Source organism: Shewanella glacialimarina (genome assembly GCF_020511155.1).
In the GTDB taxonomy this organism is placed as follows: Bacteria; Pseudomonadota; Gammaproteobacteria; order Enterobacterales; family Shewanellaceae; genus Shewanella; species Shewanella glacialimarina.
Window position 1 is genome coordinate 3,200,952 of sequence record NZ_CP041216.1, and the last position, 17,973, is coordinate 3,218,924.

Consider the following 17,973-nt stretch of genomic DNA (forward strand, 5'->3'; position numbering starts at 1 on the left):
AGACTTGATTTAAGTATTATTTTTCGTTCACGGCTATTGTTTAGCCTAAGCGTTCAGTCAACCAAGGTAACACTAAAGCTAATGCGGCATCTAAGTTCTCAGGCTGAGTACCGCCCGCTTGTGCCATATCTGGGCGTCCACCGCCTTTACCGCCGACTTGCTGAGCAATCATAGCCACCAACTCACCGGCTTTAACTTGCTTGGTTAAATCATTACTGACACCGGCAATCAAATTAACTTTACCTTCAGTGGCAACACCTAATACGATAATGGCAGACTTTAACTTTTGCTTAAGCTCATCTTGCAAACCACGTAGTGATCCAGCATCAACACCTTCAAGCTTTTTCACTAGGACTTTAATACCATTTATCTCAATAGCATCACCTGCTAAATCAGCACTTGCTGCAGCGGCAAGCTTATCTTTCATTTGCGATAAGTCTTTCTCAAGCTGTTTCACTTTATCTAGCTGCGCTTTTAATTTAGTGATAACAGAAGCACTGTCTGATTTAAGTAACGCAGCGGCTTCTTCTAACTGGGCTTGTTGATCTGCCACATAGGCCATTGCCGCAGCGCCAGTAACAGCTTCAATACGACGCACACCTGCAGCAATACCGCTCTCGGAGGTTAATTTAAATAAGCCAATGTCACCCGTGCGACTAACGTGCGTACCGCCACATAACTCAATAGAGAAGTCATCCATGGTAACAACACGTACCTGTGCATCATACTTCTCGCCAAATAACGCCATTGCGCCTTTTTCTTTGGCTTCATCGATACCCATTTCTTGGGTATTTAATTGATGATTCAGACGAATTTGAGTATTAACTAACTCCTCAATCTCTTTAATTTCAGCCGGCTTGACACCTTCAAAATGTGAGAAGTCAAAACGTAGACGCTCAGGATTGACTAAGGAGCCTTTTTGGGTCACATGACTGCCTAATACTTGACGAAGTGCAGCATGAAGTAAGTGAGTCACTGAATGGTTAAGTTCAGTGCTCTTGCGCAAGTTGTTATCGACTAAAGCCGTTAAATTAGCACCAACTTTAATTGTGCCCTGAGTCAGTTTTCCCTGGTGACCCGTTGCCTGGCCAAATTTCTGTGTATCATGCACCTCAAAGCTAACGCCTTGTGCGTTTAGCAGACCTTGGTCACCAACTTGTCCGCCAGATTCTGCGTAGAAAGGTGTGTTATCGAGTACCAGCACAGCTTCCTGACCAACTGTCACTTCGCCCACTTCGTTGCCATCAACGTACAAAGCAACTACGGTCGCATCACCGGTTAAGCCTTGATAACCACAAAATGCGGTTTGCTTATCAATAATCAATTGCTTGTTGTAATCAGTACCAAAGTTACCAGCAGCTTGCGCACGGCTACGTTGCTCAGCCATTGCCGCTTCAAAACCAACTTCATCAACAGTAATATCACGTTCGCGGCATACGTCTGCGGTCAAATCCACAGGGAAGCCGTAGGTATCGTAAAGTTTAAATGCGGTGTCTCCATCAAGCATTTTGCCTGATAAGCTATTAAGCGCGTTATCAAGCAGCCCTAAACCACGCTCTAACGTGCGGGCAAATTGCTCTTCTTCAGCTTTTAGGGCTTTTTCAACAATTGCTTGCATTGCAGCTAAGCCTTTAGCTGCATCACCCATAACGTTAATTAAGGTAGGTACAAGCTTATAGAAAAACGCATCCGTAGCACCAAGCTTATTACCATGACGTACTGCGCGGCGAATAATACGACGCAGTACATAACCACGGCCTTCATTAGAAGGTAAAACACCGTCCGCAATCAGGAAAGAGCAAGAACGAATATGATCAGCTATTACGCGTAATGATTTATTTTCTAAATCAGTAACGTTAATTATTTCAGCTGTTTTAGCAATAAGTTGCTTAAAGATATCAATTTCATAATTTGAATGTACGCCCTGCATGATAGCTGCAATACGTTCAATTCCCATGCCGGTATCAACAGACGGCTTAGGCAAAGGTAACATCTCACCATCTGCTTGACGGTTATATTGCATGAATACGATGTTCCAAATCTCGATAAAACGATCACCATCTTCTTCAGGTGAGCCAGGACGTCCGCCCCAAATATGATCGCCATGGTCATAGAAAATTTCAGAACATGGACCACAAGGACCGGTGTCACCCATTTGCCAGAAGTTATCTGACGCATAAGCCCCACCTTTATTATCGCCGATTCGGATAATATTCTCAGCAGCTACGCCAATTTTGTTATTCCACAGCTCAAACGCTTCATCATCGGTTTCATAAATGGTCACGCATAAACGATCTTTTGGTAATTTCAATGTTTCAGTTAAAAAGGTCCAAGCAAAACGGATCGCTTCTTCTTTGAAGTAATCACCAAAACTAAAATTACCTAGCATTTCAAAAAAAGTGTGGTGACGGGCGGTATAACCCACGTTATCTAAATCATTATGCTTACCACCTGCTCGAACACAGCGCTGTGATGTCGTCGCACGAGTGTAGCTGCGTTTATCCATCCCCAAGAACACATCTTTAAATTGGTTCATGCCGGCATTGGTAAATAGCAGTGTTGGGTCGTTAGTTGGAACCAGCGAACTACTGTCTAAAACTTGATGTCCGTTATCTTCAAAGTACTTTAAAAAAGCACTTCTTAACTCTGCAGTGGTCTGAAACATGGATGCGTCCTGATATAGAGAATACAAAAGTGTCTAGCTTGCTATACAAGCCAGTAAATGAGGGCATTATATACTGAATTTACGCAAAAATGCGAGATGAGTAAGGCGATTATCATCTGAACAATATTCGATTAGCTTATCGCAAAATATGAGTGCTGTGGCATAAGATTAACAATCTTCTCAATTAGCTATAAATCTGAATATAGGTGCGTAAACACTCGCTTTAAGGTAATTTGTAGTTAAACAGTCCTTCATATATTGCAGCTAGTATTACATCTAGGCTTTAACTTAGGGTTTGTTATGCAAACCAGAATGTTTTTAAAAGGAAAAGTAATGAAGTTTAGCTTTAATGGCGAAGATGCTAGCCAAATTTTTGTCGGCGCATTTGCGCTTGCGGTACCGATTTCGTTTTCAGAGGAAGCGTGGCGATTAGGTGAAACACTCCCTTTTTTCAATTTATTAATGCTTTTTTTATTATCGGTTATTTTTTTAGGGCTATATACCTATCAAAGTGTATTTCAAAATAATATTAGCTCAAGAAAATTAGTGTTTATTTTCCGTATTGTCATCGCTTACCTAATGACAGCATTAGTGGTTGCATTAGTGCTATTTTGTTTAGACAAATTACCCTTTTGGGTAGATCCATTAACATCGCTAAAACGGATAATAGTTATTACTATGCCTGCATCGATGGGCGCGATTGTAGTGGACAGTTTTGATAAAGAATAATCTTGTATAGGATGAACTGGAGACAATGTTATTTGGTTTGTTATTGTTCTGCGGTTAACATTTTAAGCTACTAAAATTTAATATATTCAATTAATTGAGTTGATAACAGGTGGAACTAGTCGGTATAGCAAGGATAACAACAGAGTGTTTTTAACTGAAGCATAAAAAAGTCGCGATACGTAAAATACGCACCACGACTTAAATAAATTAATTAGCAGCTAAAACAAAGCTAGCTTAAAAAACTTCACCAGTTTCTAAATCAATATTTTCATCTGTAGATGATGCTGGTGCGGTACCTGTTCCAGAACCAAGCAACATCTCACGTAATGTCTTATCAATCTCTTGTGCAATAGCTGGATTTTCGGTTAAGAATTTACCGGCATTAGCACGGCCTTGACCAATTTTTTCGCCTTTATAGCTGTACCAAGCACCAGCTTTGTCAACTAGCTTATGTGCAACACCTAAGTCCACTAGTTCACCAGTACGGTTAATACCTTGACCGTAAAGAATTTGGAATTCAGCTTGCTTAAATGGTGCGGCAATTTTGTTTTTAACAACTTTAACACGGGTTTCGTTACCGACGACTTCATCGCCATCTTTAATCGCGCCAGTGCGGCGAATATCTAAACGAACTGAAGCATAAAACTTAAGTGCATTACCACCGGTTGTCGTTTCAGGGCTACCAAACATTACTCCAATTTTCATACGAATTTGGTTAATAAAAATAAGTAAAGTATTTGACTGCTTAAGGTTACCAGCCAGCTTACGCATAGCTTGGCTCATCATACGAGCCGCTAAGCCCATATGCGAATCACCAATTTCACCTTCAATTTCAGCTTTTGGTGTTAACGCAGCAACAGAATCGACAACAATAACATCTACCGCACCTGAGCGAGTTAAAGCATCACATATTTCTAATGCTTGTTCACCTGTATCTGGCTGTGAACATAATAAGTTATCAATATCTACGCCTAGTTTTTTTGCATAAATAGGATCAAGTGCATGCTCAGCATCAATAAAGGCACATGTTTTACCTTCACGTTGTGCTGCGGCAATAACTTCTAGGGTCAGTGTTGTTTTACCTGATGATTCTGGGCCGTAAATTTCAACAATACGCCCCATTGGTAGTCCACCTGCGCCCAACGCGATGTCCAATGAAAGTGAGCCGGTAGAAATAGTTTCTACATCCATGGTGCGGTCTTCGCCCAACTTCATGATAGAGCCTTTACCGAATTGCTTTTCAATTTGGCTTAACACTGCGGCAAGTGCTTTCTCTTTATTTGGATCAACCTTCATTTTCAAACCCCTTCCAGGCAATAACTTTGTTCACAATTAATGGTAAAATTGCTGTGTATAATTTAGTTTGTAAGTGTCGTTAATATCGTCACTCATCTCAATATGTTGTTCAGTATACTGTATAGTCATACAGTATCAAGCCCTGAGGTTACTTTTTTTTATTTATTAATAAAATCATAAATTTAGTAATTTCACGTCAATATAATGAATTTGTATTTCTCCAACAGGGGCAAATTTTGTTAAGATTAGCCGCTATAAAAATCCCATGCTAATTCCCCGAATGCTTAATGAATTACCACAGATGAACAAAAAGAGTATTACACAGCCCATGACTGAAATTGTTAGCTTAGATTTAGAAAAACATACTCCGATGATGCGTCAATATTTGACAATGAAAGCCGCTCATCCTGACATGCTGTTGTTCTATAGAATGGGGGATTTCTATGAACTATTTTATGATGATGCTAAAAAAGCCTCTGAAATGCTTGGTATTTCATTAACTGCACGGGGTAAAAGCGGTGGTGACCCGATCCCAATGGCTGGCCTGCCTTACCATGCGGTAGAAGGTTATTTGGCTAAACTAGTTCAAATAGGTCAATCGGTCGCTATTTGTGAGCAAATTGGCGATCCCGCGACTTCAAAAGGCCCAGTTGACCGTCAAGTTGTCCGTATCGTCACCCCGGGAACATTGACAGATGAAGCCTTATTACAAGAGCGCCAGGATAATTTATTAGCCGCGCTGTATCAGGGTAAGGTCGGTTATGGCTTTGCCACATTAGATATCTCTTCTGGTCGTTTTGTTATTTCAGAATTAGACTCAAGAGAAGCCTTAGAAGCAGAGATCCAGCGCACTCGCCCCGCAGAATTACTCTACAGTGAAGACTTCACTGACATGATACTAATCAACCATTTAAAAGGTATTCGCCGTAGACCTGAATGGGAGTTTGATTACGACACCTGTGTCAATTTATTATTAAATCAATTTGGTACTAAAGACTTACATGGCTTTGGCATCAATGATGCTCGGTTAGCATTACAGGCTGCGGGCTGTTTAATGCAATATGTAAAAGATACTCAAAAAACAGCGCTGCCGCATATCAACTCTATTGTGCGTTTTAATCAAGCTGACTCGATTATTTTAGATGCTGCCACCAGGCGAAACCTTGAGTTGACCCAAAATCTTTCAGGAGGACGTGAAAACACGCTTTCATGGGTATTAGATAATACGGCAACCCCCATGGGGAGTCGTATGCTACAACGTTGGATCCACCAACCACTGCGTGATCGTAAACAGATAACCCAACGCCATAATGCGGTGCAAGAATTAATCGAACAGGATTTGTACCCTGTTTTACATGAACAACTGAAATCGCTTGGCGATATAGAACGAATAATGGCACGTTTGGCATTAAGAAGTGCCCGCCCACGTGACTTTGCTCGACTTAAACAAGCATTAGGCTTATTGCCAGAAATTAAACACACGCTGCAAATCTGCCAACAACCACAAATAACTAATTTGGCCACCCTATTAGGTGAGTTTCCAAATGAATATGATTTACTGACACGGGCAATTATTGATAACCCACCGGTATTAATCCGGGATGGCGGCGTGATCAAAGATGGTTATAACAGCGAGTTAGACGAATGGCGTAGATTAAGTGAAGGAGCCACTGATTACCTGGCTGAAATGGAAGCACGCGAGAAACAACAGACTGGCATCAATACCTTAAAAGTGGGTTATAACCGCGTCCATGGCTACTACATTGAAGTGAGTCGACTGCAATCAGATCGTGTCCCTATTCATTATCAACGCAGGCAAACATTAAAAGGAACTGAACGTTACATCACCCCTGAGCTTAAAGAACACGAAGAAAAAGTACTTTCAAGCCAAGGTAAAGCGCTCGCATTAGAAAAACGTCTTTGGGAAGAGCTGTTTGACTTACTGCTACCTAAACTTCATGAGCTACAACAATTTGCCAATGCTGCTGCAGAACTTGATGTGATTAGTAACTTTGCAGAACGTGCAGAAACCTTATCTTACCATTGCCCAATAATGACACATGATATTGGTATTACTATCGAAGCTGGACGTCACCCTGTGGTCGAAAAGGTCAGTCAAAAACCCTTTATTGCAAATCCGGTGAGTTTATCTCCTACGAGAAAAATGCTAATTGTGACCGGACCTAACATGGGCGGTAAATCAACCTATATGCGTCAAGTCGCGTTAATCACCTTGATGGCTCATATAGGCTGTTTTGTGCCTGCACAAAGTGCAAAAGTTGGTCATGTGGATCGTATTTTCACCCGTATTGGCGCTTCTGATGACCTTGCATCAGGGCGTTCAACCTTTATGGTTGAAATGACCGAAACGGCTAATATTCTTCATAATGCCAGCAAGCAAAGTTTAGTGTTAATGGATGAAATTGGTCGGGGGACATCGACTTATGATGGTTTATCTTTAGCGTGGTCAGCAGCAGAATATCTTGCCCAAAAAGTAGGGGCACTTACCTTATTTGCGACTCATTATTTTGAGTTAACACAATTGCCAGAATTAATCGATGGTGTCGTAAATGTCCATTTAGATGCCATTGAGCATCAAGACACTATTGCTTTTATGCATGCTGTGCAAGATGGTGCAGCGAGTAAAAGTTATGGTCTGCAGGTTGCAGCTTTAGCTGGTATTCCTCAACAGGTGATCAGTGCAGCTAAACATAAGCTACATCAATTAGAAAGTCGCGATGATAAAACGGATATAAACCTTAATACATCGACACAAATGAGCTTAACTATGCCACTAATTGATTACTCCCCTCTGGCTGAAAAATTGGCATTTATAAATCCAGACGAGTTAACCCCTAAACAAGCGCTAGAATATTTATATCAATTGAAACAATTAGCTAAGTCTATATAAAACTAAAACGCCATATGAAATATCATATGGCGTTTTGATGTGTCTTAACTCTCTGCAAATAATTAATCTTGAAAAAGAGCTTCAACTGACAGGCCCTGTTGACCTAATATATCTTTCAGACGTTTTAACGCTTCGACTTGAATTTGGCGCACTCTTTCTCGTGTTAAGCCAATTTCGGCACCGACATTTTCAAGCGTTGATGGCTCGTAGCCCAATAAACCAAATCGGCGGGCAAGCACTTCACGTTGTTTAGTATTTAATTCGTTTAACCACCCAACTATTGAATTGGATAAATCTTCATCTTGAACGCGGTGATCAGGTCCTACAGAGTCATCATCGGCAATCACATCTAGTAGGGCACTATCATTATCACCACCAATGGGCATATCAACTGAGGTGATACGCTCATTGAGCTTAAGCATTCTGCTTACATCACCGGTAGAGACATCTAATTTTTCAGCAATTTCTTCAGCGGTTGGCTCATGATCTAATTTTTGCGCAAGTTGTCTAGCGGTTCTCAAATAGACATTTAGTTCTTTTACAACATGGATAGGCAAGCGAATAGTGCGCGTTTGATTCATGATGGCGCGCTCGATGGTCTGACGGATCCACCAAGTCGCATAAGTTGAAAAACGGAAACCACGTTCAGGATCAAATTTTTCGACCGCTCGGATCAGTCCTAGGTTACCTTCTTCAATCAGGTCAAGTAAGGCTAAACCGCGATTATTATATCTTCGGGCGATTTTAACGACGAGACGAAGGTTACTTTCGATCATTCGGTTACGAGATTTTGCGCAACCTTTGAGGGCTTTACGTGAAAAGAATACTTCTTCCTCTGCTGTAAGCAGTGCCGAGAAACCAATTTCACCTAAATATAATTGAGTGGCATCTAAATTTTTGTGTAAGTCATCCTGGACTTTTTCTTCAATGTCTAATTGTTGGACTAACGTATCTGTAGTTGCAACGTCTTGTGGTTCTTTAGCTTGATCAACAGATTGTTCTGCTATGGCAGTACTTTTTTTCTGGCTCATAATTGCTCTCCCAAACCTTAATTGTGATGTTTAAAATCTACACTTGATCATCCTCCGTTATTTATGTGACTAAACAATTATTGCTTAGGTAGATATCGTAATGGGTTTACTGACTTACCATGATGGCGAATTTCAAAATGCAGCATCACTTGGTTTGCCCCGGTACTTCCCATTTTTGCAACTGTTTGGCCTGCGCTAACATATTGCTTTTCTTTAACCAGAATCCTGTCGGCGTGTGCATAGGCACTTAAGTATTCTTCGTTATGCTTGATAATCACTAAGTTTCCGTATCCACGTAACGCATCTCCTGCGTAAACGACTCTCCCATCTGCCGCAGCCTGTATAATATCGCCACGGTTTCCCGCAATCTTTATTCCTTGATTGCCTTGCTCGCTAGAAGAAAAATAACCTACTATTTTTCCTTTTACGGGCCAATACCACCTCTGCACTTTATCGGGTAAATCAGCTATCAGTGGACTGTCTGTTTGGTTAATTTTATGTTGGGTAGTTGTTACAGAATACGCAGGCTTAGCTTTGTGATCAAGATCTTTTTTCACTGTTGTTACATTTACAGTTTGACTAGGTTCTATGCGGGTTTGCTGTTGATTAACTTTAGAATCTTTACTCAAATTAGCACCTGAGTAAGGTAATGTTACAGCCTGAGATGTTACAACTGAAGTATTATAGTTATTACTTTTTGGCGTACTATTTACTGACAAATTCGTTAATTCAATCTTCTGGCCGGGGTAAATAGTATAAGGCATCTTAAGATTATTCAGTCTTGCGACTTCGGTAAAGTTACGTCCTGCGCCCCAGGATATAGAATAAAGAGTGTCACCTTTTTTGACGATATAAGCAGAATTCGTCAATGAGCCACGATCAAATTTGGGGTTATAAGTATTAGATGAAATATTTTCAACTGGTGCAGGCTGATTAGCCTGAAAGCTACAACCAGATAAAATTATCGAAAATATGAAAAGTCGAAGCAAAAGCGAACACATCAAATACAATCCTTTAAGCTGAATAGCACAAAGATAAACTTATGCTAGATCGCCATTAACTAATGGCACAAATTTGACCGCTTCAATCACTTGAGATTTAAATTCATCCCCAAAGCGGGTTATTTTCAGCAATTGTTGGATATCGTCACCAACAGGAATAATTAATACCCCTCCTTCTGCAAGTTGCTCTAATAACGCTTGCGGCACACTCGCGGCGGCGGCGGTGACCATAATGCCGTTAAATGGACCACGATTACTCCACCCTTTCCAACCATCGCCATACTTAAAAGACACATTATGAAGATCTAACTTTTTTAATCTTTGCCTTGCTTGAATTTGTAAAGACTTAATACGTTCTATAGTACAAAGCTCTGGCACTAACTGCGCTAACACCGCGGCTTGATAACCTGAGCCTGTACCAATCTCTAACACTCGCTGTGGCCTGGTCTGCATTAATAGCTCGGTCATTCTTGCGACGATATAAGGCTGCGATATTGTTTGACCTTGCCCGATAGGCAGAGCGGTATTCTCATAAGCTTTATGCGCAAGTGCGTTATCAAGAAACAACTCTCGTGGTGTATTGGCTACAGCATCGAGTATCTCTGGTGATTTAATCCCCGACTCAGCCAGTTTTTTAGCTAAATTTATTGCTCGCGCAGATGAAACTCCTGTCATATTTTCGTTACCCAGTCAGCTAACTTTGTTAATTGATTATAAGCGGTTAAATCAACAGTCAATGGCGTGATCGAAACGTATCCATCGGCAATTGCACCAAAATCGGTTCCCTCACCAGAATCTTGCTCAGCACCTACTGGGCCAAGCCAATATATATCTTTGCCTGCAGGGTCTTGAGTTTTAACCATACCTTCTGCTTTATGGCGGGCGCCAAGGCGAGTGACTTTAATGCCCTTAATTTGCTCAAGCGGTAAATCAGGTACATTTACATTTAAGATTTGATTGGATTCAATAGGATGTGCAAGTAAGTTTTTAACTATTCTTGCAGCATAATCTGCAGCACTTTGATAATGCTGCAATTTTTTACCTACTAATGAAATAGCAATTGCTGGTAGTCCTAAAAAACGCCCTTCCATCGCTGCAGCAACGGTGCCTGAATATAAGGTGTCATCGCCCATATTAGCCCCCGCATTAATCCCCGATACCACAATATCAGGATCAACTTTGCATAATTGCCTTATTGCTAAATGGACGCAATCTGTTGGTGTACCATTAACTGAAACATATCCATTGTTTAAGGTATTTATCCTTAATGGATTAGTTAAAGTTAACGAGTTGCTTGCACCGGAACAATTTCTGTCGGGTGCCACAGTTAACACCTTTGCGAACGCCTTAAGCGCATCACTTAATGCAATTATTCCAGGTGCATTAACACCATCGTCGTTACTGACAAGAATATTGATCATTTGAGTTGATTCATCCATTTAGTCATTAAGCTTATGAGATGGCTTGAGCTTGCTGTTCTGCAACCATGGTTTTCCACTGTTCATCTTTGATATCTTGGTAGTCGACTAACTCACGTAATACCGAAGTCGCATAGCTTCCGGCAGGTAACATAAACTCAATAGTGCAAACATCACCATCAACCCGCAATTTCATTGCCTGCGGCCTTAATAATAACAAGCGCCGCTCTTGGCTCAGGCCAGCGTTTTCAAGTCCGTGTAAATCATCCGCGAAAGCTTCTATAGCTAAAGCTTCCATAGCGGCGGCTTCAGTTAAAGCAAGCGGCTGCCCTCGCCCCCATAATGGAACTGAAAAACCAATATCCTCTTCCTCTAAACGTTTCAGTAGTAATTCATCCCACTGCTCGGCGACAAAATAACTCTTGCTGCCCGCTAACATGACGCAATCTCCAGCTAAAGGCTTGAGCAGATGATGCTCAAGACGGTAAGAGGCAACCTGATTAAATATGTATGATCGCACCGCTGATAAGTACATGCTTTTTTTCGTTCTATCATGCACTTTACGCGCACCCGACAGCATTTTCCTACCTTGATCTAAATTTTTACCATTATGGCCAAAGCGTTGCTCACCAAAATAATTAGGCACTCCAAGGGCTGCAATTTGATTAAACCTTTGTTGCAAGGCATCGATGTTAGTCACATTACGCAGCGTAAGTGTAAAACGATTACCCAGTAGCGCACCAATACGCAACTTTTTACCGTGACGCGCACTGGATAAAATAGTCAATTGGTCACTGTTAAGCTGTTGCCAATCGGGTGTTTCTTTTCCAGGAATACGAATACCAAACCACTGTTCAGTTTGGGCATTTTTGTCTTTTTGACCCGCATAAGTCACTTCTTTGGGATGAACTTTCGCAAATTTCGCCAGCACTTCAGCCACATGTCCAGTATTGAGGCCATCTTTTCGAATATGCAGCATATGGTGCTCACCCTCACCAGTAGGTGAAAAAGGGAGGATTTCCTCCACGATAAAGTCACTATTATGAGTACGTAAATCAGCGGTGCTGGTTGGTTTTCCATATAAATAATACAGATCAGTTATCACTTTTATTATTCCTATTTCTGTATCATTAATACAACAGATTCAACAGCTATGCCTTCTTTACGTCCGGTAAAACCTAGCTTTTCAGTGGTCGTTGCTTTGACGTTAATATCGTCGATGGGTGTTTGTAAATCGAGTGCTAAACACTGTCGAATAGCCTCGATATGAGGTGCCATTTTCGGAGCCTGTGCAATCACAGTGACGTCCAAGTTACCGATTTTGTAACCCTTTTTCAACGCTAACTCATAACAATGACGAAGCAATACACGGCTATCGGCACCAGCATACTCGGCATCGGTATCGGGAAAATGTTTGCCTATATCCCCTAATGCCATCGCCCCTAAAATAGCATCACTAACAGCATGTAAAACCACATCACCATCTGAGTGAGCGATAAGACCAGTCTCATAAGGAACAATCACACCACCAAGAATAAGTGGCTTATCTGCGCCAAATTTATGCACATCAAAGCCATGACCAATACGCATTTTCATTTTGTTATCCTGTCTATTCTGATATTGATTGCTGCTTTAAAAAAAGTTGTGCTAGCTGTAAATCATCAGGATGAGTAATTTTAATATTATCAATTCTACCCGATACTAAACCCGGCTGAATACCTGCCCACTCCATGGCACTAGCTTCATCTGTAATTGTCGCTTTAGCATGTAATGCATGTTTAAGATTTTGTTTTAGGGTTAACACGGGAAACAACTGCGGCGTTAGTGCATGCCATAATTGAACCCTGTCCACAGTGTGCTGAATAGTACCATCAGCATTTCCACGCTTCATAGTGTCTCTTACTGGAGCGGCTAAAATTGCCCCTTGTGGGAACTCATCTATGGCATTAATTAGCTTATCAATATCTTTGTGAGTGATACACGGCCTTGCAGCATCATGGACTAATGCCCATGCATCCAAATCAGCTTCTTCAAGGGCCGCCAATACGGAATCAGCTCGCTCTCCACCGCCAGTAACCTGTACTAATTTAGGATGTATTGCCTGCGGTAAACTGGAAAAAAAAGTGTCTTGAGGATGTAAAGCCACAACCACTTTATTAATTGCAGGATGAGATAATAAGCGCGTTAAAGTGTGCGCCAAAATGGTTTGAGCGCCTAAGGTTAGATATTGCTTAGGGATATCTGCGCCCATGCGACTGCCAACACCAGCGGCAGGAACAATAGCAACGATATGATTAATAGGAGTTGTCATGAAATTATTGACCCAAACTATTTCGATCACGCAATTCAGCAGCGACAACGCGGTAAAAAGTTTCACCTTCTTTTACAAGGCCTAATTCGTTACGGGCGCGTTCTTCAATCGCTTCAGTGCCACTTTTAAGATCGATAATTTCCGCTTTAAGAATTTGATTTCGAGCAATCAACTTGGCGTTGCTGTCTTGTTGTGCCTGAATTTGTGTTTGCAGCAGAAAATATTCAGATAAGTTATTCTCGCCCATCCATAATCTTAATTGGAGTAGCGCTAACAAAACCGTTAGTGCGAATAAGAGTTTCTTCATGGTAGCTAAGCAAATTATCCGAAATGATGAATAAGCTTATGATACAACAAAAAAGACCACCGAGTGGTGGCCTTTTTTATCAACAAAGCAAAATATTAACCTTGGCCTTTAACTTCTTTAAGACCGTTATAAGGTGCTTTTGAACCTAGCGCTTCTTCGATACGCAGTAATTGGTTATATTTTGCCACACGATCGCTACGGCTTAGTGAACCTGTTTTGATTTGTCCTGCCGCAGTACCCACAGCAAGATCAGCAATAGTTGAATCTTCTGTTTCGCCACTACGATGCGAGATAACCACGGTAAAGCCGGCATCTTTTGCCATTTTAATCGCAGCCAGAGTCTCTGTTAATGAACCGATTTGGTTGAATTTAATTAAAATTGAGTTAGCAATACCATTGTCGATACCACGCTTGAGGATTTTTGTATTGGTTACAAATAAATCATCACCGACTAATTGGATTTTATCGCCCATTAATTTAGTTTGGTGAGCAAAACCTTCCCAGTCAGACTCATCTAAGCCATCTTCGATAGACACGATTGGATAACGCTCAGTAAGACCTTGTAAGAAGAAGTTGAATTCTTCAGAAGTAAATTTCTTACCTTCGCCTTTAAGATCGTAAATATTGGCTTCTTTGTCGTAAAACTCAGATGCCGCACAATCCATCGCTAAAGTGATATCTTTACCTAACTCATAACCTGCGTTGGCAACCGCTTCTTTGATTGCAACAAGGGCTGCTTCATTTGACTCAAGGTTTGGTGCAAAACCACCTTCATCACCTACCGCAGTTGAGTGACCAGCCGCTTTTAATACTTTAGCTAGGCTGTGGAATACTTCTGCGCCCATACGTAAACCTTCACGGAAGGTCGCAGCGCCAACGGGCTGGATCATAAACTCTTGGATATCAACACTATTATCAGCATGTTCGCCACCATTGATGATGTTCATCATAGGCAGTGGCATAGAATAAACACCTGGAGTACCGTTTAAATCAGCAATGTGAGCATATAAAGGAACACCTTTAGCTGCAGCGGCTGCTTTTGCGATTGCTAAAGAAACAGCTAAAATAGCGTTTGCGCCAAATTTTGCTTTATTTTCAGTACCATCTAAGTCAATCATAATTTGGTCAAGCTGTGCTTGAGCTAATGCATCTTTGCCTTTAAGTGCTTGTGCAATTGGACCATTAACAGCAGCAACTGCTTTTAATACACCTTTGCCTAAGTAACGAGATTTGTCACCGTCACGCAGTTCTAATGCTTCACGGCTACCCGTAGAGGCACCAGATGGCGCAGCGGCCATACCAATAAAACCGCCTTCTAAATGCACTTCGGCTTCAACAGTTGGGTTACCGCGTGAATCCATGATTTCGCGACCGATGACGTTAATAATGTTAGCCATAATTCCCTCGTAAATAATGTCAGTAATACTGAAAGTTTTAAATAAAATAAAAAATTAACACCAATAAAAACCCAGTTAAGCTTCAATTAACAACTTATTATTGGTATTAACTTTCAATTTGGTAATTTAAATCCGTGAACACTAGGATAAATCTAATTCGGTTCAGCGGCAACTATCAATTTAGTCACAAGTCGATCTAGCGCATATTGTGTGTAAATAAATAGTATAAAAAAAGCCGCTGATTTAATGTCAGCGGCTTATAGATATTAGTTTAAATCTTTTTTCTGATAAGCAAACGAAGCTGCAATAAAGCCTTCAAATAATGGGTGTCCATCACGAGGGGTTGAAGTGAATTCAGGATGGAATTGACCTGCTACAAACCAAGGGTGATCTGGTAACTCAATCATTTCAACTAACTTACGGTCAGAAGACAGTCCACTAAAGATTAAACCTGCTTTCTCTAAACGCTCAACGTAATTGTTATTCACCTCATAACGATGACGATGACGTTCTACGCAAGAGACACCTTTATAAGCTTCAGCAGCTTTCGAGCCTTGAAGTAAATGACAAAGTTGCGCACCTAAACGCATGGTGCCGCCTAAATCAGATTCCTCATGACGTTGCTCTACATCACCGTCTTCATTGATCCATTCGGTAATTAAACCAACTACAGGGTAAGGTGTATTTTTGTTGAACTCAGTCGAATGTGCATCAGCAAGATTAGCCACATTACGGGCAAATTCAATTAACGCAACTTGCATGCCTAAACAAATACCAAAATAAGGTAGATTATTTTCACGTGCATACTGTGCTGCTAAAATTTTACCTTCAATACCGCGTTCACCAAATCCTCCAGGAACAAGAATACCATCTAAACCTTGCAGTACTTCTGTGCCTTTAGCTTCAACGGTTTGTGAATCAATATACTTAATATTGACGCAAACACGCGTTTTAAGACCCGCATGCTTAAGTGCTTCATTAACAGACTTATAAGCATCAGGCAATTCAGTGTACTTACCAACCATACCAATGGTCACTTCACCATTTGGATTAGCTTCTTGGTAAATGACGTTTTCCCACTCAGATAAATCAGCATCAGCACATTCAATATTGAAACGTTTTATCACAATATCATCTAAGCCTTGTGAACGTAACAGCGCTGGAATTTTATAAATACTATCAACGTCTTTTAATGAAATAACCGCACGTTCTTCCACATTACAGAATAACGAAATCTTCGCTTTTTCATTGGCAGGAACTGCACGATCGCCACGACAAATAAGTACGTCAGGGGCAATACCAATTGAGCGTAATTCTTTAACAGAATGCTGAGTTGGCTTCGTTTTAATTTCACCAGCAGCGCCTAAGAATGGCACTAAGGTTAAATGGATAAATAAGGTACGCTCACGTCCAAGTTCTGCACCTAATTGACGGATAGACTCAAGAAACGGTAATGATTCGATATCACCTACTGTGCCGCCTATTTCAACAATCGCAACATCATGACCTTCGCCACCAGCAATCACTTTTTCTTTAATCGCATTAGTAATATGAGGAATAACCTGAATGGTTGCCCCTAAATAATCACCGCGGCGCTCTTTGCGAAGCACTTCTTCATAAATACTGCCAGTGGTGAAGTTATTACGACGATTCATTTTTGTACGAATGAAGCGCTCATAATGACCTAAGTCTAAGTCAGTTTCAGCACCATCTTCAGTCACGAACACTTCGCCGTGCTGAGTAGGGCTCATTGTACCCGGATCAACGTTGATGTATGGGTCCAGTTTCATAATGGTTACACTGAGGCCGCGGGCCTCTAAAATTGCCGCTAATGATGCTGCTGCAATGCCTTTACCTAGTGATGAAACAACGCCACCAGTAACGAAGATATACCTTGTAGTCATGCTGAACCTGAGAAAATATGTTGAAAAAATACGTGCTTGTAAGAAAGCACTAGGACGGGGAGACATTGTACCAAAGCCACGACGATTCGACAAATCAAAACAGCGATCATTTAGACGATAAACACTCAGGCTGTTGATTAGCCTGAGTGAAAAATAAAGAATTAACGCTTTTCTTGCTGCTTTACTTCATTCCAGTACAAATCTAGCTGCTCAAGGCTGTGGTCATCAAACTTTTTTCCGCTTTTCTGTACGCAATCTTCAACGCCACGAAAACGGCGTTCAAACTTGCTATTGGCTTGTCTTAATGCCTGTTCAGGATCAACATTTAAATGACGCGCTAAATTCACTACCGCAAATAATAAGTCGCCCACTTCATCTAACACTCTAGGCTGATAGCGCTCAGGATCGATATCAAGTAACTTAGCTTCAACCAACACCTCATCTATTTCTTCGTATACCTTTGCCACTACAGGGGGAAGTTCAGGCCAGTCAAAACCCACTTTAGCGACTCTTTGCTGAATTTTTGCTGCTCGTTTTAAAGCAGGAAAAGCATGGGGAATATCATCTAACAAGGACATTTGCTGCTTATCGGCACGCTCGAGCGCTTTAATCGCTTCCCAGCTGTGTTTAACTTGAGTCGCGGTTTGTGCTGGTGATGTGTCAGTATGATTAAAAATATGCGGATGCCTACGAACAAGCTTGGTACAAATTCGATCGATTACCGTAGCAAAGTCAAACCTACCTTGCTCAGTTGCTAGTTGGCAATAAAACACCACCTGAAACAATAAATCGCCCAATTCATCGGGTAATTCATCCCATGCGGTTCGCTCAATGACATCTGCAACTTCATAAGCTTCTTCCAAGGTAAAAGGCACTATGCTCTGAAAGTCTTGCGCCAAGTCCCAAGGGCAACCCGTTTTAGGATCGCGCAGTTTTGTCATTATATTGAGTAACGGCTGAATATCCGCTTGCAGGGTTACATCCATTGTGGTTTAACTCACCT

At 41.2% G+C, this 17,973-nt stretch carries 15 protein-coding genes; 2 read left to right on the plus strand and 13 right to left on the minus strand.

All coding sequences use genetic code 11. The features are described 5' to 3' along the window. Positions 1-40: 40 nt before the first annotated feature. Positions 41-2,665 carry an alanine--tRNA ligase gene (alaS, locus tag FJ709_RS14030; protein WP_226410646.1) on the minus strand — a complete coding sequence of 875 codons (2,625 nt, stop codon included), beginning with the start codon at positions 2,663-2,665 and terminating at the stop codon, positions 41-43. 333 nt (positions 2,666-2,998) lie between these two features. Here alaS and FJ709_RS14035 point away from each other — a divergent pair, with 333 nt between their 5' ends. Further along, complete coding sequence (locus tag FJ709_RS14035; protein WP_226410647.1) at positions 2,999-3,394, plus strand: DUF2391 family protein; 396 nt, start codon at positions 2,999-3,001, stop codon at positions 3,392-3,394. Between the two features lie 234 nt (positions 3,395-3,628). Here FJ709_RS14035 and recA read toward each other — a convergent pair whose 3' ends face one another. Continuing rightward, entirely contained in the window at positions 3,629-4,690 is a 1,062-nt protein-coding gene (gene recA / locus FJ709_RS14040) for a recombinase RecA (protein ID WP_226410648.1), read from the minus strand. A gap of 328 nt (positions 4,691-5,018) precedes the next feature. Between recA and mutS the strand changes: the two genes are divergently transcribed. After that, on the plus strand, positions 5,019-7,601 hold the full coding sequence (mutS, locus tag FJ709_RS14045; RefSeq protein WP_226410649.1) for a DNA mismatch repair protein MutS: 2,583 nt from the start codon (positions 5,019-5,021) through the stop codon (positions 7,599-7,601). A 62-nt stretch (positions 7,602-7,663) separates the two neighbouring features. On the opposite strand, the gene rpoS is transcribed toward mutS, so the two are convergent. From rpoS to mazG, 11 genes are all read right to left on the minus strand, one after another. Beyond that, positions 7,664-8,632: an RNA polymerase sigma factor RpoS gene (gene rpoS, locus FJ709_RS14050; RefSeq protein ID WP_226410650.1), complete on the minus strand. Its 969-nt coding sequence runs from the start codon at positions 8,630-8,632 to the stop codon at positions 7,664-7,666. A 77-nt stretch (positions 8,633-8,709) separates the two neighbouring features. Next, complete coding sequence (locus tag FJ709_RS14055) at positions 8,710-9,633, minus strand: peptidoglycan DD-metalloendopeptidase family protein (RefSeq protein WP_226410651.1); 924 nt, start codon at positions 9,631-9,633, stop codon at positions 8,710-8,712. A 39-nt stretch (positions 9,634-9,672) separates the two neighbouring features. After that, a complete protein-coding gene (locus FJ709_RS14060) occupies positions 9,673-10,308 on the minus strand; it encodes a protein-L-isoaspartate(D-aspartate) O-methyltransferase (protein ID WP_226410652.1) in 636 nt (211 codons plus the stop codon). Then, positions 10,305-11,054, minus strand: a complete 750-nt coding sequence (gene surE / locus FJ709_RS14065) for a 5'/3'-nucleotidase SurE (RefSeq protein WP_226415999.1) — start codon at positions 11,052-11,054, stop codon at positions 10,305-10,307. The genes FJ709_RS14060 and surE overlap by 4 nt, the downstream gene beginning before the upstream one ends. 31 nt (positions 11,055-11,085) lie before the next feature. After that, positions 11,086-12,153: a tRNA pseudouridine(13) synthase TruD gene (truD, locus tag FJ709_RS14070; RefSeq protein WP_226416000.1), complete on the minus strand. Its 1,068-nt coding sequence runs from the start codon at positions 12,151-12,153 to the stop codon at positions 11,086-11,088. A gap of 14 nt (positions 12,154-12,167) precedes the next feature. Further along, positions 12,168-12,647, minus strand: a complete 480-nt coding sequence (gene ispF / locus FJ709_RS14075; protein ID WP_226410653.1) for a 2-C-methyl-D-erythritol 2,4-cyclodiphosphate synthase — start codon at positions 12,645-12,647, stop codon at positions 12,168-12,170. Positions 12,648-12,660: 13 nt separating this feature from the next. Beyond that, positions 12,661-13,362: a 2-C-methyl-D-erythritol 4-phosphate cytidylyltransferase gene (gene ispD / locus FJ709_RS14080; protein ID WP_226410654.1), complete on the minus strand. Its 702-nt coding sequence runs from the start codon at positions 13,360-13,362 to the stop codon at positions 12,661-12,663. A gap of 4 nt (positions 13,363-13,366) precedes the next feature. Then, entirely contained in the window at positions 13,367-13,669 is a 303-nt protein-coding gene (gene ftsB / locus FJ709_RS14085) for a cell division protein FtsB (protein ID WP_226410655.1), read from the minus strand. Between the two features lie 95 nt (positions 13,670-13,764). Further along, positions 13,765-15,066, minus strand: coding sequence for a phosphopyruvate hydratase (eno, locus tag FJ709_RS14090; RefSeq protein WP_226410656.1), 1,302 nt, complete (start codon positions 15,064-15,066; stop codon positions 13,765-13,767). 266 nt (positions 15,067-15,332) lie between these two features. Continuing rightward, a complete protein-coding gene (locus FJ709_RS14095; RefSeq protein WP_226410657.1) occupies positions 15,333-16,970 on the minus strand; it encodes a CTP synthase in 1,638 nt (545 codons plus the stop codon). A gap of 161 nt (positions 16,971-17,131) precedes the next feature. Further along, the gene (gene mazG, locus FJ709_RS14100; RefSeq protein WP_226410658.1) at positions 17,132-17,956 is read right to left on the minus strand and encodes a nucleoside triphosphate pyrophosphohydrolase; all 825 of its coding nucleotides are present in this window, start codon (positions 17,954-17,956) and stop codon (positions 17,132-17,134) included. Between the last annotated feature and the right edge of the window lie 17 nt (positions 17,957-17,973).